Here is a 20,482-nt window from a genome sequence, read left to right as displayed (position 1 = left end):
TTTCCAGCGTTTTTTACCCTTTCCTATTTGAAAAGAAAATGGTATTTTCGCCCACTGAAATTATAGTAAACAAGCAGTAAAATGGCAATATTAGAGAATATTAGAAAACGGACAACCATATTGATCTTGATCATTGGTATGGCCTTGTTCGCATTTGTAATATCAGGGGTCTTTACCAGCAATAATTTTTCTGGAGGCAAAATGGGCTCCGAAGTGGCTGAGATTAATGGGGAGAGTATTTCCATTGACGAGTTTCGAAGAGAAGTGGAAACCGCATCCAGAAGATACGGTCCCAATTTCTCATCAACACAATTGGTGAACACCGTGTATGACCAAGAAGTGAGAAAGGCCATCCTAAACCAACAATTTGAGGATTTGGGGATAGATGTGGAAAGTGATCAGATCATTGAGTTTGTAAAAACATCAGGATATGCACAGATTCCAGATTTTCAAGATGAAAATGGATTCTTCAACGAAGAGATCTTTAAAAGTGCCATTGCGGACTGGAGGGCAAACGACCCGCTTCGATACGATGCTTGGTTGCAAGATGAGAAATCCATCATTCAAGCCGCCAAGGAACAGATGTACTTCAACCTGATCAAAGGTGGGGTAGGCGCCACATTGGCTGAAGGGGAGTTTGATTATCAATTGGCCAATAACAAAGTGGATATCCAATACGTTCGGGTGCCGTATACTTCCATTCCAGATAGCACCATTCAGGTTTCCAAAGATGAGATTCAGTCCTACGTCAGTAAGCACCAAGATCAATTTCAACAAGAGAAGGCAAGGGACATTCGCTTTGTATATTTTGAAGAAAAAGCATCCGCGGAAGATGAAGCGGCAGTAAAAGAGGCCATTATGGCACTGTTGAACGACACCATGGAATATGCTGAGGAAAGGGACACTACCGATACCATCCCCGGGTTTAAGAACACCACCGATATGGCCGCATTCCTGGACCGGAATTCAGACACCAAGTTCGATACCATTTACAAAGCCAAGAACGATTTGCCTGCCGTGGCCTCAGATACCTTGATGAGCTTGTCTGTTGGCGAGATTTATGGGCCTTATAAGGATGGTGATTTTTACCGCGTGTCCAAGATCATGGACAAGAAAACCAATGGAACCGTGAAAGCAAGCCATATCCTTATTACTTGGGAAGGCGCCGAGCGAGCCAATCCAAGCATTACAAGAACCAAGGAGGAAGCCGAAGTAAGGGCCAAGGAACTGTTGGCCGAGGCCAAACAGGAAGGTACGATCTTCACTACCTTGGCCCGTGAAAACTCAGATGGACCTTCTGCACCACGTGGCGGGGATTTGGGCTATTTTCAAGAAGGGGTCATGGCCGATGAGTTCAATGACTTTTGTTTTAACAATCCCGTAGGGACCATTGATTTGGTGGAGACCCAATTTGGGTACCATATCATTAAAATAGATGATAAGCAAGATGTGGTTCAGGTAGCCACACTTTCCCGAGAAATTGAGCCCTCCGAAGAGACCATCAATACGCTTTTCACAGATGCCACCAAATTTGAAATGTCCACTTTGGATGCCGAGCCCGAGAACTTTGGAGACATCGCCAGGGAAAGCAGCTACACCGTGAGACCTGTGAACAAAATAAAGGAAATGGAAGAGAATCTTCCCGGTTTGGGGTCACAGCGTAGCATTGTGCAATGGGCGTTCAACGATGAAACCAGTGTGGGCGACATAAGACGCTTTAACGTAAACAACGGATATGCCATTGTGCAATTGACCAAGAAATACAAAAAAGGCCTTATGACCCCTGAAGATGCTTCGGCGACTGCATTGCCGGAAATCAGAAAAGAACGTAAGGCAGAGCAGATCATAGCGGCTAATCAAGGAAAAGACATGAATGCTTTTGCTTCTGATAACAATGTGAGCTTGAGCAATGCAACAGCCTTGACCGTAAAAGCACCTACAATTCCCGGTGCTGGAAGGGAACCCCTAGTGGTTGGAAAAGCATTTGGACTTGACCAAGACCAGACCTCCGGGTTGATCAAGGGAGTAACTGGGGTGTTTATGGTAAAAGTGACCAATAAAGAAGATGCTCCCAGCATGGAGAATTTTAGCACCTATGCCAACAACTTGCGCACCAGTGCGGCCAACCGTGTAAATGGGGCAGTGTACAATGCACTCAAGGAAAAAGCTGAAATTGAGGACAAACGCGCAACCTTTTATTAGGAATACGTTTTGAACATATTGAAGAGTCCGTCTAAAAAGCAACAAATTTTGATTTTGTCAGGTTGAGCGCAGTCGAAACCTCTTGATTATCAACTTGATTTAGGTTCTCGACTGCGCTCGAACTGACAGGTAACGAGCTTTTTACACCCTTTTGCTTTTAGTAAACTACATGGGCATATCCCTTTAGTTTTCTATGGTGTACTGAAATGGTAATTGATGGTACCCAGCTTCATCTTGTGTTATTAAGTAACCTTCATTGTAATTTTCCAAGTGGTCAAAATCTTCTTGTGTTATTTCACCTGTTAGATAGCCATTATTCCATTCCATTTGGGAAATGAAAGCATAGTTGACAAATACGTGGTCGTGAAATTTAATTTCAACCACTTCAAAGTCCTCATACTCTGAAATGTAGCCATCAACAAAGGTTATGGTGAATTGTAAGGGGAAAAATTGTGCTGTTGAATTGTACAATTTGGCCGTGTTGACTTCCGCCATTGTGTCTGTGTATATTATATTGTTTACAATGACTTCATTACTATAAGATTTTCTTTCATTATAACCCCAGTCCAAAACGAGTTGTAAGGTATGCTCCTCATTTGGCACGATTAAATTGGTTCCGAATATTGCCAAAGTTTCATCGACACCTATTGTTGTAAAGGCGTCACCTAAATTATATTCGACTCCATCCAAAATGTAAATGGATTTATCAAGAAAATTGTTGGCAGTTCCAAATGCGAAATTGGCTTCAGTCAGTTTATCCCATAACAATACTATTTCACCGTCCACATAAGAGACTTCAACTTCAAAATATTCCGGTGGGGTGGTTTGTGTGACAAAGTTTATGGGATTGCTATATGATTCGTTGCCATAAGGGTCAATGGCCTTAATTTTGAGTTCATAGGCTGTGTTTCCCAGAAGTCCTCCTATTCGACTGTTATAGGCAGGTGTTGGGCCATGTTCAGAGGCATCATAAAGTGTTTCTGTAACATCCTCATCATTTAAAAAGACCCTGTATTCCAACATGTCACCTTCGGGGTCCATTGCTGCATTAAACCTAAATTCAGTATAACCAAAACTTGGGGCAACATGCACCAACTCAAAAGCTTCTGGAGCTCCATTCCTTAGGGTGGTGAATTGGAAATCCTTTATCAAGGTCTGTCCATTATCTGCCGTTGCCACGATTTGTCCCGTATAGTCGGTGTTATGGGATAATGAGGTAAGGGTATGGGACAGGCTGGTGGAATTCTCCAGTATTGTTTCACCATTTAAAGTAAGGGAGTATGTAACCGTGTTGTTTTCTGAAGTTGACGAAGCTGTCCAAGATACGGTTGACGCTGTAAAATCAATATCGCTCACGGTAACGTTAAAATCGCTTGGGAGGGGTGCACTTGTGGTTGAGAATGTCTTTGAAGCGGTCTTTTCACCACCTTTGGAATCTTTCGCGGTGATTTTTACATCGTAAGATGTCTCATCAGTCAAATCTTTTAATTGATAGTTGAGCACAGAAATTTTTTGGGCAATAGTACTGCCGTTCAAGCTAATGGAATAAGTTACGGCATCGCCATCGGGGTCTTCAGCTTTTGTCCAGTCAAGACTTGCCTTTGAGGACTGGATTTCACTGACGGTGATGGTAAAATTATTTGGAGTGGAATTTGGAGTTTCTGGGTTTTCATCAGAACTACAGCTATAAAAGAGTAAAGCAAGGAGAAGAGAAAATAAAAGGTTTAATTTTTTCATTATGATATGGTTTTAAACCTTTAAACATAAATTAAGTGCAGGTTTTTTCTTTCAATGAATTGATGAAAGCCCTATATGACTTTATGGATCATAGTATTTATAAGGTATTGTTTCTTATTTACTTAAAGGTTCATCCCATTTCATTTTATAGCGTATTGAAGTGATTTTGCCATCGGGATCAGTGGTTACTTCAAAACCTTGCTTGGTCCGGAAATAGGCATCGCGCAAAAAGTACCATCTGTCATTTTTATAAAAAAATTCCCTTTTGTCAACCTTCCAAGCGGCCACGGGATATAAAATGTCCAGCATGTCTTCAAAAAGGGGAGCGGTTTGTGGATTTAGAACAAAGTCATCTTTGATGATGCCCAAAAAATCATTTAGGGATGTATCGCTATTGATATGTTCAAAGTGAATGATGTTGTCCCCTGTGTCCAAAACAATGAATTTGTCTTCGCGGGTGCTATCATTCCGGTAGGTATTCTTCGTATATCGGTTGATGATATAAACCTTGTGCTTTAGAATACATGCAATGGCGTCCGACTGCACCTCTTTAAATGTGACAAGGGAGCTTTTTTCCAAGAACTTTTTCAACCGAGCATCGGTTTGTTCATTGATCTGTGAATATGCTTGAAAATAAAATAGTAGGGTACAGAGTAAGGCAGCCAATACTTTATAGATGGAAGACATGTCTCTTGTATTTTAAATATCTCCAAATCTACTGGAAGTCAGAAAAGAATATGGTGCCCAATTGACGAAAGCCCTGTTTGGATATATAGAAATGGGAATTACAGCTTTTTTTGGTGTTTTTCAATTATATGCTTATCCTTTAAAAAGCGTAATTGTAAAATCTAAAAGGGTTTTGTCTCCTTCATTCCCATGCCCAGGAATTAGTATACTGGCTTTAGGAAACTTGGTTTTTAGATCTGATACAGTACCAGGCCATGCTGTTGTATTGGCATCCTCAAGATTTCCTTTTCCGGCTCCAAGTGACTTTATCAAACACCCTCCAAACAATACCTGTTCACTTGGAAAATAACCAATGCTATTGTCCACGGTATGTCCCTCGCCCAAATAATCCAAAATGACCTTTTTGTTTCCTACGGAAAGTTCCAATGGGCCGGTAAAACCATTTTGAGGAATTGGAGCACTGTTTAAGGCAGCGAGCTCCAGTGTCCTTGCATAGGCATAGGAAGGAATATTCTTGATATGGAATGCATCCAATCCACCGAGACAATCTGTATGGAAATGGGTAGCTATGACAGCTTTTATTGTACAATGTAATTTTTTTTCAATCCATTGAATCAGCTCATCGGATTCAGCATCGGTGTTCGGGGTATCAAATACAATGGCTTCACCATTGTCAATTACAATCATGCCATTACAAGCTACCTTGCCAAAACTTTCTGTTTGTAAATAGGTGATATGTTTAAAAGTATGCTTGGTAAGCTGAAGGATTTTCAAAGTTTCAGTTTCATGACTCAATGGTGTCTTCTCAACCTTGCAGCCGATAATGACCAAAAAACCTATTAATACAATCACTTTCTTCATGACAAGGTTATGTATTTGTGTTCAACAGCACCATTTTTGAAAAAGGAACCACCGTATGGAATCCCTTGTTGACAAAATAATTTAATGTTTGCCCATTTCCCGCAGCCAGAATAAAATCCCCGCCCCATGCCCCAAGGCTTTTGATGGCACCTGGATAATCTGGAAAAAGTTGCGATTTTACCGTTGGAATTTGAAGGACATTGGACATTATGGCTTCATGCTCTTCCATAAGCGACTGAAACTCGCCCAACGAAGCAGCATTGACCATTTTTTCCGTGAGGGAAGAAATAGCCTGAACAAGGTCTTGCTTGTTGAACCGCTGTTTTCGATAGGCGGCGATGGCCTCCTTGCTACTCTGCTTCTGGTTGAGGTGCACAAAATAAAGGGATTCCTTGAATGAAGGATCAAAACCCACCTCATTGACTTTTGACCCGCCGTTTTGCACTTGATAGATAATGGGAGAGTTGTGCTGTGCACAGGCAATATCGTACCCACTGCCCCCAAAGGCATTCCAAAGCAAATGGTAGGCGTCCACTTTGGCCCATTGGGCCATATTGTTGATTAATGTGGATGAGGTGCCCAAGCCCCAGGGTCGGGGAAAAGTGAGATGTGTCTCAATAGCAACCCCATTGCTTTTGGATAGAAAATCGGGATTTTGTGATTGGGCTTCCAAAAGCAGTCCTATCAAAGTTTGTGAAACTTTTTCATCCGAAGCTTTGATCATCTTGATTCCTTTCAACCCAAATTCCGCTTGAAACCAGATTTTTCCATTCTCATCAAAACTGGTCCATTGTAAGGTTCCTGAATCTGATTCAGAAACCTTTAGTGATTGTCCATATTTAGTGGGAACCGCTAGGCCAAGAGCTCCATCCAGAATGGCATATTCCCCGGAGAGCAGCAGTTTTCCGTTGCTGTAAAACTCTTTTTGCATCACTGGGATTGAATCTTTTCCAAGGCCTCTTTTACCGAGGCATGGGTCACAATATGATCTTTAAAGTATTGGACGAGCTGCTGTTTTTCGCTTTCCGAAGCGCCCATTTGGTTGAGCATGTTCAACAAGTGCATTTTCATGTGTCCTTTTTGGATTCCGGTAGTGACCAAGGAGCGAATTGCGGCAAAATTCTGGGCCAGTCCAGCTACGGCAACAATCTCCATGAGTTCTTTGGCCGATGGATTTTGAAGGATTTCCAAAGCAAGTTTTACAAGTGGGTGCAAGGAGGTCAACCCACCTACCGTGCCGAGTGCCAAGGGAATCTCAATCCAAAATGTAAAGGTGTCGTCTTCAATGGCGGCATGCGTTAAACTGGTGTAACGACCATCTTTGGCCGCATAGGCATGTACGCCTGCCTCTACGGCCCTAAAATCATTTCCTGTGGCCAGGACCACGGCATCAACCCCGTTCATTATCCCTTTGTTGTGCGTCACGGCGCGGTAGGGTTCCATTTTGGCAATGGTAATGGCCTGTACAAACTTGTTGGCAAATTCCTCAGCGGCTACCGGATTTTTATCAAGTTGGGCGACTGGGCAACTTACTTCGGCTTTGACCAGACAATTGGGCACATAATTGGACAGAATGCTCATCACCACTTCCAAATTCTTTTCATCCTCGGAAAATGCAGCATAGGATTGAGCTTTTTCCTTCAAGGTCTTGGCGAATTGTTCCAAACAGGAATTGATAAAGTTGGCGCCCATGGCATCCAAGGTCTCAAACGTACAATGGAGTTGGTAATAGCCCTCCATTTGTTCGTTGAGGTCCCTAAGTTCAATTTTTTTGATGCCACCACCGCGTTTCTCCATGTTTTCGGTAATGTCGGAAACACTTTTTCTGAGTTTGGGTTCCAGTTCCTCAAAAAAAGTCTGGAGGGTCTGCGTATTCCCTTTGTATATAAAATGCACTTGTCCCACCTTTTCGGTCCCCAGGATTTGCGTCTTGAATCCGCCCTTGTTCAACCAAAACTTGGCAGCTTTGCTGGCGGCGGCCACCACAGAACTTTCTTCAATGGCCATGGGGATGGCATAAAGCGTGTCATTGATCAAAAAGTTGGGGGCAACGGCAAAAGGGAGGTAATAATTGGAAATGGTGTTCTCTATGAACTCATCATGCAGTTTCTGCACCTTTGCATCTGCATTCCAGTACTGCTCCAGAATCTGTTTGGATGCCTCTGCGTCCTTGGTGTAATGCTTTGCGATCCAATCTATCTTTTCGGCTTTGGAAAGTTTCGAGAATCCTTCAACAGGAGTGTTCATAGTGCTGGGTTAAAGGCATCAAATATAAATATAATTGAACTTTGACTTATACTATGTATACCTTACAGCAAACAAACCTTGTTCAGAACTGTAATTATTGTTGTAAATGCAACACCAAAATTTATTTTTTGGATAAATATTAGTAAACTTGGGAGTTTTTAATCGATTTTCACACATGGGAAAACAGTTCCTCCTGCTCTTGTCCGTTATAGGGTTTCTTACCATTTCCACCGCACAAAAGAAAAAAATCAGCCTTGAAGAAATTTGGGGCGGGGAATTCCAAACTGAACGAATGGATGTGCTCCGCTCCATGAAAAATGGAGAGCAGTACACCATTTTAAACTTTTCCAGCTCGCCAAAGGCCAGTAGTTTGGACAAGTATGATTATGAAACCTTGGAAAAGGTAGAGACCATTGTTTCTTCCGGCGGAAGTGTTCCCTATTTTACATCCTATACATTCAGTGAGGATGAATCCAAAGTAGTATTGGCCACAGAGGTGGAACCCATATTTAGGCGTTCCCGATTGGGCATATACTACGTATATGATATCGCTTCACAGAAACTGACCCAAATTTCCGAAACCAAGATCCAAGAACCCACACTCTCCCCGGATGGTACAAAAGTGGCCTACGTGTTGGACAACAATCTGTTCTTGTTTGATGTCGCTTCACAATCTACCAAGCAGTTGACCATAGATGGGAACAAGGGAACCATCATCAATGGTGTGACCGATTGGGTGTATGAGGAGGAATTTGCCTTTGTCCGTGCTTTTGAATGGAACAGCGATGGTACCAAAATAGCCTTTCTACGATTTGATGAAACCGACGTACCCATGTACACCATGGATGTATACGGCACCAACCTGTATCCGTTCGCTTATGAATTTAAGTACCCCAAGGCAGGTGAAACCAATTCCAAAGTAACGCTGCACATGCTGGACGTGTCCTCCGGGGCAATTTCCCCAGTGGATTTGGGTGAACCGTATTACATTCCCCGTATCAAATGGATGAACAACCCAAACCACTTGAGCGTTCAGACGTTGAATCGCCACCAAAATGATTTAAAGTTATTGAAGGTGGATGCCAAGTATAATTCGGTTTCAGTATTGATGGAAGAAAAAGACGAGGCCTATGTGGATATTGATGATGACCTTACTTTTTTGGACGATGATAGTTTTATTTGGACCAGCGAAGGAGACGGATTCAACCATTTGTATTTATATGGAAAAGATGGAAAACTGAAAAATCAGATTACCCAAGGGCCTTGGGAGGTCACCCATTATTATGGATACGATGCCTCCCATGACAGGATTTATTATCAGTCTGTAGAGAGTGGATCCATCAATCGTGATGTGTACAGCATTTCATCAAAAGGGAGAAAGAAAAAGCGCCTTTCTACGAAAGAGGGTACCAATACCGCAGATTTTAGCGCCGATTACACCTATTACATCAATACATTCTCAAGTGCTGGCACCCCTTTTGAGTTTACCTTGCACAACGCTTCGGATGGTAAATTGGTGAAAAAGATCAAGGACAATTCAGCCTTGATGACCAAGTTGGAACAGTACGAGTTTGTCCCCAAAGAGTTTTCAACCATCAACATTAATGGCTACGACCTGAACATGTGGATGATAAAACCTGCCAATTTTGATCCCAATAAAAAATATCCGCTTTTTTTGTTCCAATACAGTGGGCCTGGCTCGCAGCAGGTCGCCAATACCTGGTTGGGCAGTAACGACTACTGGCATCAACTCTTGGCATCCGAAGGGTATATTGTGGCCTGCGTGGATGGTAGGGGAACCGGATTTAAGGGGCGTGATTTTAAAAAATTGACCCAAAAGGAATTGGGAAAATACGAGGTGGAAGACCAGATTGCCGCTGCCAAAAAGCTGAGTGAACTCCCCTATATTGATGAAAACAGAACTGGGATTTGGGGTTGGAGTTATGGCGGGTTTATGTCCACCAACTGCATTTTAAAGGGTAATGATGTCTTTGAAATGGCCATTGCCGTGGCCCCGGTCACTTCATGGCGATTTTATGACACCATTTATACAGAACGATACATGCAGACCCCGCAGGAAAACGCCAGCGGGTATGATGACAACTCCCCTTTTAACTATCCCGAATTGTTAAAAGGCAAGTATTTGTTGATCCATGGCTCAGGAGATGACAATGTGCATGTACAGAACACCATGCGTATGATCGAGGCCTTGGTACAGGCCAACAAACCATTTGATTGGGCCATTTACCCCGATAAAAACCATGGGATTTACGGCGGCAACACACGGCTGCATTTGTTCACCAAAATGACCAACTTCGTCAAGGAAAATTTATAACCAAACAAAAGATATATGTCTGAAATAGCTAAGCCAGTACACAAGAAAGAATTATTTGGACATCCAGTAGGATTGTATGTCCTTTTCTTTACCGAAATGTGGGAACGTTTTTCTTACTATGGCATGAGAGCCTTGCTCACACTCTACATGACGGCAGAAACTTTGGAGAATAACCCACAGAGCGGGCTAGGATGGACAATAACTGAAGCTTTGGCCCTTTATGGATGGTATACCATGTTGGTCTATGTGATGAGTGTTCCAGGAGGCTTTTTGGCGGATAGATATCTGGGACAAAAAAAAGCAGTTACTATTGGTGCTATATTACTTACCATAGGTCATACAGTTTTGGCCATAGATGATCTCTGGGCATATTATACAGGATTGGGCTTTGTTATTTCAGGTGTTGGTATGTTGAAACCTAATATTTCCACAATGGTGGGAGGGCTCTACCGACAAAATGACATCAGGAGAGATAAGGGGTTCAGTATTTTTTATGTGGGAATTAACCTTGGATCATTTACGGCTTCATTATCCGTGGGTCTGGTTGCCCAAGCTTATGGATGGCATTATGGTTTTGGGTTGGCTGGCATTGGAATGTTCTTGGGACTTCTGGTATATCTTTATGGACAAAGATTTTTGGTGCATGTGGGGAACCCACCAACAAGCGAAGAGAAGTCAACTGATGTGAGTTTGGCAGATTTATTCAGACAATTATTTAAGTCACCGCTTCAATTGGGGATTGTTGTATTGCTTTTGACATACTCAATATATGCTGGTTTTACCTATGAGGGATCCGATAGTTGGGGGTATGGAATATTGTATGTTTTTCTTTCATTGACCACGGGCGTGATGATGATGATTTATAAAAACCTGAACGGAAAAGTGGAAAAGGATAGATACATTGTTTTGTTGTTGTCCTTGTTGATGGTCATTGTTTTCTGGGGTTGTTTTGAGCAAATGGGAGGACTTATGAATCTCTATGCACAGGAAAAAACCGATAGAATGTTTATGGGGTGGGAAGTCCCGGCAGCTTGGTTCCAAGGAGCAAACGCAGGCTTTATAATACTGTTGGCCGTTGCAATTGCTAATTTTTGGGCAAAAAGAAAATTGAAGGGAAAAGAAGCAACCTCCCTTTTTAAAATGGGAGTGGGTGTAATTATTATGGGTATTGGTTTTATTTATATGGTATTTGCCACTTTGCAATACGAAAGCCAAGGGAGTTCAGCCATGTATTGGCTGGTTTTGACCTATCTATTCCATACAACGGGAGAACTCTGCCTGTCCCCAGTCTCCCTTTCATTCTTCACAAAGCTGGCCCCGGCCCGCTATATGGCTTTAATGATGGGAGTATATTGGGCTGCTACGGGATTAGGGAACAAGTTGGCGGGTGTTATTGGTGAGAGCTCTGTGCAAGCTGGAGAATTAAAGGTGTTTGGCGGATTGTTCCTATTTGCAGTCTCATTTGGCATACTTGTTCTGTTGCTTCTAAAACCATTAAAAAGGTTGACTCACGGCGCGGAAGATAAAGAAGTCGATGTGCATGATCAAGAAGCCGAGGGATATGAATTGGCAGATACATAGACTACTCTAAATTAAAACTGAAATATCCCTTTTCACCGGTATAGTGGAAAGGGATTTCTTTTTGGGCACAGGTCTTTTCCCAACGGATGGCATAACTTCTGTAATTGCTTCCATCGGCCAATACCATTTTGGGTTGGATGGAATCCAGCAGCCGTTCCAAATTGATTTTTGGTGACTGGGTGAGCAGGAGGAAATCCAAATCTTTGTTTATGGGATATAGACCGAAGCTGTCCATCACATACAATTTCTTTTGATTGAGAAAATAACTGTTCTGAAGTTGGTTTTTGGATAGCTGTTGAATGCGTTCCGCAACGGAATAGTCATTCACAATCCGGTCTACATTTAAAGTGTCTTGAGTATATATCTGCAAAATATCTCCTGTTTGATGCAACAAAATCGTATTCTGGGATTTGTGGACCAAGATGAGGCTTTCCTTATGCTTGAGTTCAAATTGGTTCCAAATGCCCCAAGCTTGAAGCGTTAGGATTCCCCCAAAAAGTAGCAAAGCAGTTTTCCGCTTCGGCCTGGATAGAAACACCACCAAAAAAATAATCGTCAGATACCCCAAAACCAGTTGAACCGAATCAAAAGGAATGTCCTTGATGATGAACCCTTCTTTCCGGGCCACCCAGTTTACAATGGAGTTCATCATTTTAATGACCCAATTATACCCTTCAACCAAAAATGCGGGAAGCTGGTTCAGGAGTGATAAGGCAATAATGAGAATGCCCATGCCCAAAATCAATCCCAAAAAAGGGATGATCAAAAGATTGGACACAAAGAACAAGGCAGGAAATTGATGAAAATAAAACAAGCTGATGGGCAGAACCCCCAACTGAGCAGCCACGCTCACAGACAGCAACTGCCATACCTTTCGGACGATGACATTTTCAGGAAACCAAAACCGTTGCAGTTTCGGATAGACCCAAACAATGGCAAATACCGCGGCATAGCTCATCTGAAACCCAACCTGAAATAAAAACAAAGGCTGTATCAAAAGAATAAATAGCATGGAAAGGGCAATAATGTTGAACGAATTGGTGGGTCGGTTCAAATGCATGGCATAGGCCAAAAAGGAGAACATGGTCACCGCCCGAACAATGGATGGCGACAATCCCGCTACAAAAGCATAGCTCCAAAGCAAGAGCACCACGAGCAAAAGTTTTAGGGTTTTTCCCTTCGGGAAACGTTCCAACGGAGACAATAGAAATTGCAAGAGCAAGAGCAAAATACCCACATGAAGTCCAGATACGGCGAGGATATGGACAGCCCCCGCATTTTTATAATCGGTATAGGTGCTTTCGGAAATATCATCACGTTGGCCCAGCAACAAAGCCTGAATCACACTGAGTTCCTCCACGCCAAACCGTTCTTTTTTCAATTTTGAAATGATATGTTCCCGAGCATTTGAAGCCAATCCCAAAAGGGTATGTGAGGGATTACTATCTAGTATAACAGCATTTTGTGTCGTCCTGATCTGGTGATAAATCGCCTGCTTTCTTAAATAATCCTTGTAATCAAATTGATGTGGGTTCAGGGGAGGCCGGATAGCTTCGGCCGTGGAAAGCACATGAATTTCGTCATCTACCCTTAATTTTGAACCGATGGAATCAACAGGAAGACTCAAAAGTAGTTTTCCAATGACGTTTTCCTCATCCCAAGAGAGCACTTTCGTAACATAGCGTTGCGAAAAAGGATTCGGCTTTAAAACCTCCCGCACCTTTAGGTGCCATACCCTTTCTTTCTCAAAATCATGTTGTGAATAATGATTTTCCAAGTTTGTGGCCATTGCCATGGCAACAACATACATTCCCAACGAAATGGTGATCAAGGCAGTTGTGATTTCAAAATAGGGAAAACCTTCTCGGGACTGCCATTTGTGCAGCCAAAACAAAATTGGGAAAAACAGGAGCATCGCCAGCAACGGGAAAAGCGGAGCGACCCCAAAATAAAAACCCAGAACAATGCCCACGATCAAGCACAAGCAGAGCTTGATGGACACAAAGTTGAATAAACGCACTAAAGGATACGCATGGCCTTCACAAAGGCATAGTTCCAATATCCTTCCCGTAACGAGGATACCAAAACGCCCCTGGAGGTTGTGGCATGTATAAATTTAATGTCGTCCCCTTCCACTTCCACGACCAGCCCAACATGGTTGACGCGCTTTCCGCGCTTACTGGTCTTAAAATAAAGAAGGTCTCCTTTTTGTACTTCATCCACCTGGATTCGTTGGCCTTCTTGGGCCATCTGATAGGAAACCCTGGGGAAAAGAATGTCGTTTTCCCGTAGGGAAACATAGACCAATCCAGAACAATCCATACCTTTTTTGGTGGTGCCCCCGTATTTGTAACGTGTCCCAGAAAAGCCCATAGCGGTGGAAATAATGGCTTCGGCCTTGGCGTTCAGCTTTTCTTCTTTTCTGGATTTTCGGGGGGATGTGTCTTCGGTTGACCCCTCTACCGTAACGGTTCGGGTCTTGCTGTAGGTTCGTTTTCTCTTGCCCGGACCGCAGGCAACCACGGCAAGAAAAAGTAGTAAGAAAATGGTTTTACGTAACATCCAAGAAATAGTATTACTTTCTTGGACGCTAAATCTAAGCATTTTCAACGATAAATTGGGCCGCCAATTGACTGGCGCCCTTTCCACCCAATTTTTCTTTTAGGATTTTGTAGTCTTCCAAAATGCGTTCGCGCTCCTTGCCAGCAACAATTTTAGAAAGCTCTTTCTTAAGATTTTTTGATGTTAATTCATTCTGAATCAGCTCCTTGATAACTTCTTTTTCCATAATAAGATTTACGAGGGAAATAAAATCAAGGGTAATGATTCGCTTGGCGATTTGGTAGGAAATCCAATTGCCTTTATAGCATACTACTTGAGGGATTTCAAAAAGGGCTGTCTCCAAAGTGGCCGTTCCGCTGGTCACCAATGCCGCATGTGAGTGCTTCAAAAGCGAGTAGGTTTTGTTGGAAATGTAACCCACTTTGTTACCTTTTAAAAAAGGTGAATAGAATTCATCGGGGAGACTGGGTGCTCCCGCGATGACAAATTGATAGTCCGGAAAATCCCCTTTGATGGAGAGCATTACATCCAACATTTTTTGGACCTCTTGCCTTCGACTTCCGGGAAGCAATGCAATGATGGGTTTTTCGGCATCCAAACCATTTTCCTTTCTAAAAGTGGCCTCATCAACAATTGGGGTATTTTCAATGGCATCGATAAGCGGGTGTCCCACAAATTGAACCGGGTAGCCATGCTTTTTTTCGTAAAATTCTTTTTCAAAGGGGAGGATGACGTACATGGCATCAATATCCCGCTTTATTTTTTTGATTCGGCCTTCCCTTGATGCCCAAATTTGGGGAGAAATGTAATAGTTGGTCTTGAATCCATTTTTCTTGGCCCATTTGGCAATCCGAAGATTGAAACCAGAAAAATCAATGAAAATGACCACATCGGGATTGAACTTTTTAATATCCTCCTTGCAAAAAGCAATGTTCTTGAAGATGGTTGGAATGTTCATGACCACTTCCAAAAATCCCATAAAGGCCATATCCTTGTAATGCTTGGCCAACTGCCCGCCTGCTTGTTGCATCAGGTCGCCGCCCCAACACCGTATTTCAGCAGAGGGGTCCTCTTTTTTAAGACCCTTGATGAGGTTGGAACCGTGCAGGTCCCCTGAAGCTTCGCCAGCGATGATGTAGTACTTCATGTAGAAAGTTCAAGTTCAAGTTTCAAGTTCAAACTCAATGTCAAGTTTCATTTGGAATGCTTTTTTGCACTTGCATTTTGAGTTTGGGCTAGTACTTATTTAAGCAAACACTTTATAAAACAAAATAACCAATGCGGTGACCAAAGTGGCAATCATGACTCCTCTGGCTCTATGGTCCCTTTTAATCCGAAGAAACCCAAAAAAGGCCACCAAATTCAATATGGCCCCCAATGCCAATAAGCTGCCCATATGTCCCTGACCCATAGCGGCATTGAAGGTTTCCACGATACTTAAATCGGAAAACAACAAAATATAGATTAGCGTTCCAAAGACATTGGCAATGATTCCTACGGCAAAACCGATTAAAATTTCTTTTTTAGTGTTCATTTAAGTTCCAGTTGTTTATTTGTGGGATGGCGTGATGTGCCGTAAGGTCAAATTGAGTGGGTACCACCGATATATAGCCTTGTGCCAGAGCCCATTCATCGGTATCCTCTCCCTTGTCCAGCAGTTCAAATTCACCGGTCAGCCAGTAATAATCCTTGCCCGAGGGGCTGGTCCGTTCATCAAATTTCTCTTTCCAATTGCCCCTCGCCTGTCTACAGACCTTTATGCCTTTTGGTGGGGCACCTTCGGTTTTGGGAATGTTCACATTGAGCACGGTTCCCTTGGGAATTCCGTTGGCCAAGGCTTCAGCGACTATTTTTTTGATGGCTTCCAGGGAAGGTTCAAAATTGGCATTCCAAGAATAATCGCACAATGAAAACCCAATGGCGGGGATTCCCTCAATACCTGCCTCAATGGCAGCACTCATGGTGCCCGAATAAATTACATTTATGGACGAATTGGAGCCGTGGTTGATACCGCTCACACAAATATCCGGAGTACGGTCCAACAGTACCCGAAGCGCCAATTTTACGCAATCTGCGGGGGTTCCGCTACAACTATACTCGCTAGGGGCGCCCTCTTTATGGTCCACCACCACCTTTTTGGAAAACAGGGTGCTGTCTACAGTTATGGCGTGTCCCATACCGGATTGGGGACTGTCCGGGGCCACAACCACCACCTCGCCCAATTGTTTCATGGTGCGTATCAATGCCCGCAGCCCTGGGGCTGTAATTCCATCATCATTGGTGACCAGAATGAGTGGTTTTTTCATTTTGGATAATTAATGGCATAAAAATACGTTTTTCATAAGGATATGGAGTCCTGACTGTTTAACAAAAAATTAAATGACAATGCCCGAACTGGCATGGTTTTTTCAGTATCTTAGGGAATTCATACGAATAGAAATGACGGATAAGGGGATGAAAACTTGATGAAAAAATCAGATTCCATCACTCCGAAAAAAATAGATTTATGAAGAAGAATTTTATTTTGGCACTTCTGGTAATTCTTGTTGCAGTAGCCTCCTGCAGTTTCACAAACAAGTCTTTTGATAATGACGACAAGGATAAACTGTTGCTGGACCTGATTACGTATGTCCTGGAACGGGGACATTATGAGCCAAAAGCTTTGGATGATACTTTTAGTTCCAGTGTTTTTGATGATTTTATCGACATTCTAGATCCTACCAAACGCTATTTTCTGGAAAGCGATGTTCGGGAATTTGAAAAGTATCGGTTCATGATCGATGATGAGATCAAGAATACCGAAATCACATTTTTCAATATTGTGTACCAACGTTTAATGTTGCGTATGAACGAGGCCAAGGAAATTTACAAAGAAGTGCTTTCCGAACCTTTTGACTATACATTGGATGAAACCATAGACATTGATTATAGCGAGCAAGAATTTGCCGCAAACAGGAAACAACTTAAGGAGCGTTGGAGAAAACAATTGAAGTACAATGCCCTGGCAATCTTTGGGAACAAAGTGGAAAACAAGATTTCCGATGCAACTGAACCAATGATAAAAGAGGATGCTGGTGAAGGACAGACTTATTTGTTTGATGCAATACCCAATGATGTGGATAAAACATTGACCGAGGAAGAATCCCGCGAGAATGTCAAGGAAAACTTGGACGAATATTTCGACTTTATTGACGATTTGGAGCGCAAGGATTGGTTTGTGCAGTACATCAACACCATTGTGGATGAATTTGACCCCCACACCTTTTATTTCGCACCAGAGGAAAAAGAACGATTTGATATTGGCATGTCCGGTAAGTTTGAAGGCATCGGTGCCCGCTTGCAAAAAAGACCCGAAGGTGCCAAAATCGTGGAAATTATTTCCGGTGGACCCGTTTGGAGAGACCAAAGCTTGGAAGTGGGCGACGAAATTTTAAAAGTAGGACAAGAAGGAGAGGAACCCATTGATATTGTAGGAATGCGCCTTGATGATGCCATTAAGCTCATCAAAGGGCCCAAAGGTACTGTTGTAGATCTCACCGTTAGAAAAGTTGATGGCACCATTGAAAAGGTTTCCATTACCCGCGATGTGGTTGAGTTGGAAGAATCCTACGCAAAATCCGCAACCATTAAAAGTGATGACCACGAATATGGGATCATCAATCTTCCCAAATTCTATGTGGATTTTGAAGATTATACAGAACGAAATGCAGCCACCGATGTGGCCAAAGAGGTGGAACGCCTAAAAGAAGATGGTGTGGAAGGCATTATCCTTGACCTTAGGGATAATGGCGGCGGTTCATTGAAAACCGTTGTGGAAATGGCCGGGCTCTTCATCAAGGATGGGCCCATAGTACAGGTTCGCTCTTCTGGAGAACGAAAAGAAGTCCATGAAGACAAGGACGAACGCATTCAATGGGATGGCCCCTTGGTCATTATGGTAAATGAACTTTCAGCATCCGCTTCTGAAATTTTGGCAGCGGCCATGCAGGATTATAAGCGAGCCGTTGTCATTGGTAGCAAACAAACTTTTGGTAAAGGAACCGTTCAGAATGTAATTCCACTGGACAACATTGTCCGGAGCAATGAGCATGGCGATCTGGGAGCCATTAAATTGACCACCCAGAAGTTCTATAGGATCAATGGCGGGTCTACCCAATTGGAAGGTGTAAAAAGTGACATCGTTGTTCCAGACAGATACAGTTATATCGATTTGGGTGAGCGTGATCAAGAAAATCCACTGGGTTGGGACAAGATCACACCTGCAGATTATAAAGTTTGGGATGGTTACATCGATTTTGAAACCACTGTGGCCAATAGTAAAAAACGTATGGCAAACAATCCGCAGATCAAATTGATTGAGGAAAACGCCCAATGGATCAAAGAACAGCAAGATGAGACCGTTGTTTCACTAAACTACGACACATTTGTAACGAAGGAAAGTGAAGCTAAAAAGCGGTCCGAAAAATTCAAGAGTCTACGGGATTATGATTCCAAGTTGACCTTTGGATCACTTCGTTATGAAACAGAGTTGTTCACCCAAGATTCCGTTCTTCGCGAGAAAAGGGACAGATGGCACAAAGATTTGGCCAAGGACATCTATGTGGAAGAGGCCGTGAATGTGCTCAAAGATTTGCAGTTGAACAACATTAAAGGCGGCGAACAAAAATTGGCCAGTGCCAATAAAGACTAAAAAATAGAATCATTCATATAAGAGAGGCTGTCTAAAAAGCAACAAAAGTTTGAATTTGTCAGTTCGAGCGCAGTCGAGAACCTAAAGCATGTTGGTAATCAATGGGTTTCGACTTTAGTTCATCCTGAGCGAAGTCGAAGGGCTTAACCTGACAGGTAACGAGCTTTTTAAACAGCCTCTTTTTGTGGCATATTGATATCTTCTAGGGTGAAGTTTTTATTTCACCCTTATTTCCATAATGTAATCCACTTCACCATTCCAATCATCAGGAAGTTGAACTAAGGTGCCATAAGAAGTTGTCTCATAAACCAAAGGTTTTTTGGTCTTAAAATCCACCAGGCCTTCTATTTTTTTTGAAATTTTCGGCAATAAAAAAGAATTGGACTGCCAATTGAGGATATGCGCAAAGACTGTATCCCCTTTTTGGGTGGTAACACCCCACGACTGTGGAGGAACAGGCCCCCCTCGGGTACCATAAATGGTTTCCCCATTTTTTGATGTCCATTCCCCAATGACTTTCAAGGTGTCCACAAACTCTGGTTGAATTTTTCCATTGGGCATGGGCCCCACATTCAACAGAAAATTGCTGTTATACCCCGCCGCTTTTACCAAGTAGTGTATGAGTTCTTTTGAGGACTTATATTCCTTGTCCTGCAATGAGAATCCCCAGCGATGCGCCATGGTCTCAGCTGTCTCCAACGGTAACTGACCCACTTTGGCATCTGCACTGAAACCGCCTTTGTTTTCACCGGGTAGGTCCTTTTCAAACATTTGGAAATCCTCACCTTCCATGGGAGCTTGGTGGTGGTTGCTGCCAATAAGTGTCTGTGGTTGCAGCTCATGAATAAGCTCGTAGGTTTTTCTCAGTTGCCAATCCGCTTTCTTTTTGTCCCACCAACCATCAAACCAGATTCCGGCCACATCGCCGTAATTGGTCAACAACTCCGTAAGCTGTCCATTCATAAAATCGAGGTAATTTTCCCAATTTCCCTCATCTGGTCTACCTGTTTTATTTCCCGTTTCACCTCGGGGATAATAATCGGGATGGTTCCAATCCAATTGGGAATAATAGAAAAAAAGCTTTAATCCGTGCTTTCTGCAGGCCTCGGCCAGTTGTTTCAAGATGTCTTTTTGGTATACGGTTCGGTCCATGATGTCCCAATCGGTCAACTTACTGTCGAACATGGCAAATCCGTCGTGGTGTTTGGATGTAATGGTGATGTATTTCATCCCCGAGGATTTGGCCAAAAGCACCCACGCCTCGGCATCAAACTCGGTAGGATTGAAAAAGGGAGCCACCTTTTCATAGGTCTTTTTGTCAATGGATTGCGTTTCCATGACCCATTCGTGCACCCCCAAAACGGAGTAAACACCCCAGTGGATGAACATACCAAATTTTGCATCTTGGAACCATTCCCGGTTTTCCAAATTTTCTTTGGTGGGAGCATAACTCTGTGCTTGAATTTTGTTATTGATAAGTGCGACAAAAAGAAGCGTAACGTAGATGGCTTTCTTTACCATGAAAATTGAATTGTTTTGGTTGGTACACTTCCAATATAATCATATCCTGGTAATGATCG

15 protein-coding genes are annotated in these 20,482 nt (G+C 42.8%); 4 read left to right on the top strand and 11 right to left on the bottom strand.

The window, feature by feature from the left end; genetic code table 11:
- Positions 1-81 precede the first annotated feature (81 nt).
- Positions 82-2,202, top strand: a complete 2,121-nt coding sequence (locus A7D14_RS13700) for a peptidylprolyl isomerase (protein ID WP_067035698.1) — start codon at positions 82-84, stop codon at positions 2,200-2,202.
- Positions 2,203-2,385: 183 nt separating this feature from the next.
- On the opposite strand, the gene A7D14_RS13695 is transcribed toward A7D14_RS13700, so the two are convergent.
- From A7D14_RS13695 to A7D14_RS13675, 5 genes are all read right to left on the bottom strand, one after another.
- Entirely contained in the window at positions 2,386-3,939 is a 1,554-nt protein-coding gene (locus A7D14_RS13695; RefSeq protein WP_067035695.1) for a fibronectin type III domain-containing protein, read from the bottom strand.
- A gap of 114 nt (positions 3,940-4,053) precedes the next feature.
- On the bottom strand, positions 4,054-4,626 hold the full coding sequence (locus A7D14_RS13690; RefSeq protein ID WP_067035692.1) for a hypothetical protein: 573 nt from the start codon (positions 4,624-4,626) through the stop codon (positions 4,054-4,056).
- 132 nt (positions 4,627-4,758) lie between these two features.
- Complete coding sequence (gene bla, locus A7D14_RS13685; protein WP_067035687.1) at positions 4,759-5,487, bottom strand: subclass B1 metallo-beta-lactamase; 729 nt, start codon at positions 5,485-5,487, stop codon at positions 4,759-4,761.
- Positions 5,488-5,494: 7 nt separating this feature from the next.
- Positions 5,495-6,418 (bottom strand): GYDIA family GHMP kinase, encoded by a 924-nt coding sequence (locus A7D14_RS13680; protein ID WP_067035683.1) that lies wholly within the window; start codon positions 6,416-6,418, stop codon positions 5,495-5,497.
- A complete protein-coding gene (locus tag A7D14_RS13675; RefSeq protein ID WP_067035680.1) occupies positions 6,418-7,734 on the bottom strand; it encodes a hydroxymethylglutaryl-CoA reductase, degradative in 1,317 nt (438 codons plus the stop codon). Before A7D14_RS13675 ends, A7D14_RS13680 begins: the two co-directional genes overlap by 1 nt.
- A 175-nt stretch (positions 7,735-7,909) precedes the next feature.
- On the opposite strand from A7D14_RS13675, the gene A7D14_RS13670 reads away from it, so the two are divergent.
- Both A7D14_RS13670 and A7D14_RS13665 read left to right on the top strand, forming a co-directional pair.
- The gene (locus A7D14_RS13670; RefSeq protein ID WP_067035677.1) at positions 7,910-10,069 is read left to right on the top strand and encodes a S9 family peptidase; all 2,160 of its coding nucleotides are present in this window, start codon (positions 7,910-7,912) and stop codon (positions 10,067-10,069) included.
- Positions 10,070-10,084: 15 nt separating this feature from the next.
- Positions 10,085-11,650: a peptide MFS transporter gene (locus A7D14_RS13665; protein ID WP_067035674.1), complete on the top strand. Its 1,566-nt coding sequence runs from the start codon at positions 10,085-10,087 to the stop codon at positions 11,648-11,650.
- A 1-nt stretch (position 11,651) separates the two neighbouring features.
- Here A7D14_RS13665 and A7D14_RS13660 read toward each other — a convergent pair whose 3' ends face one another.
- The 5 genes from A7D14_RS13660 to surE all read right to left on the bottom strand — a co-directional run bounded on the left by A7D14_RS13660 (position 11,652) and on the right by surE (position 16,518).
- Positions 11,652-13,652, bottom strand: coding sequence for a ComEC/Rec2 family competence protein (locus tag A7D14_RS13660; RefSeq protein ID WP_083158108.1), 2,001 nt, complete (start codon positions 13,650-13,652; stop codon positions 11,652-11,654).
- A gap of 17 nt (positions 13,653-13,669) precedes the next feature.
- Positions 13,670-14,212: a C40 family peptidase gene (locus A7D14_RS13655; RefSeq protein ID WP_067035668.1), complete on the bottom strand. Its 543-nt coding sequence runs from the start codon at positions 14,210-14,212 to the stop codon at positions 13,670-13,672.
- Between the two features lie 34 nt (positions 14,213-14,246).
- Positions 14,247-15,359: a lipid-A-disaccharide synthase gene (lpxB, locus tag A7D14_RS13650; protein ID WP_067035664.1), complete on the bottom strand. Its 1,113-nt coding sequence runs from the start codon at positions 15,357-15,359 to the stop codon at positions 14,247-14,249.
- A gap of 99 nt (positions 15,360-15,458) precedes the next feature.
- Positions 15,459-15,746 (bottom strand): hypothetical protein, encoded by a 288-nt coding sequence (locus tag A7D14_RS13645; RefSeq protein WP_067035660.1) that lies wholly within the window; start codon positions 15,744-15,746, stop codon positions 15,459-15,461.
- Positions 15,736-16,518 (bottom strand): 5'/3'-nucleotidase SurE, encoded by a 783-nt coding sequence (gene surE / locus A7D14_RS13640; RefSeq protein ID WP_067035656.1) that lies wholly within the window; start codon positions 16,516-16,518, stop codon positions 15,736-15,738. The genes A7D14_RS13645 and surE overlap by 11 nt, the downstream gene beginning before the upstream one ends.
- 200 nt (positions 16,519-16,718) lie before the next feature.
- Between surE and A7D14_RS13635 the strand changes: the two genes are divergently transcribed.
- On the top strand, positions 16,719-18,902 hold the full coding sequence (locus A7D14_RS13635) for a carboxy terminal-processing peptidase (protein WP_067035652.1): 2,184 nt from the start codon (positions 16,719-16,721) through the stop codon (positions 18,900-18,902).
- Between the two features lie 216 nt (positions 18,903-19,118).
- Here A7D14_RS13635 and A7D14_RS13630 read toward each other — a convergent pair whose 3' ends face one another.
- Positions 19,119-20,423 (bottom strand): alpha-L-fucosidase, encoded by a 1,305-nt coding sequence (locus A7D14_RS13630; RefSeq protein WP_067035648.1) that lies wholly within the window; start codon positions 20,421-20,423, stop codon positions 19,119-19,121.
- Between the last annotated feature and the right edge of the window lie 59 nt (positions 20,424-20,482).

Origin of the sequence: Allomuricauda sp. CP2A (assembly GCF_001683915.1) — a bacterium.
Classification (GTDB): domain Bacteria; phylum Bacteroidota; class Bacteroidia; order Flavobacteriales; family Flavobacteriaceae; genus Flagellimonas.
Note: the sequence above shows the minus strand (reverse complement) of the source record. Positions and strands in the feature narration are given on the sequence as shown.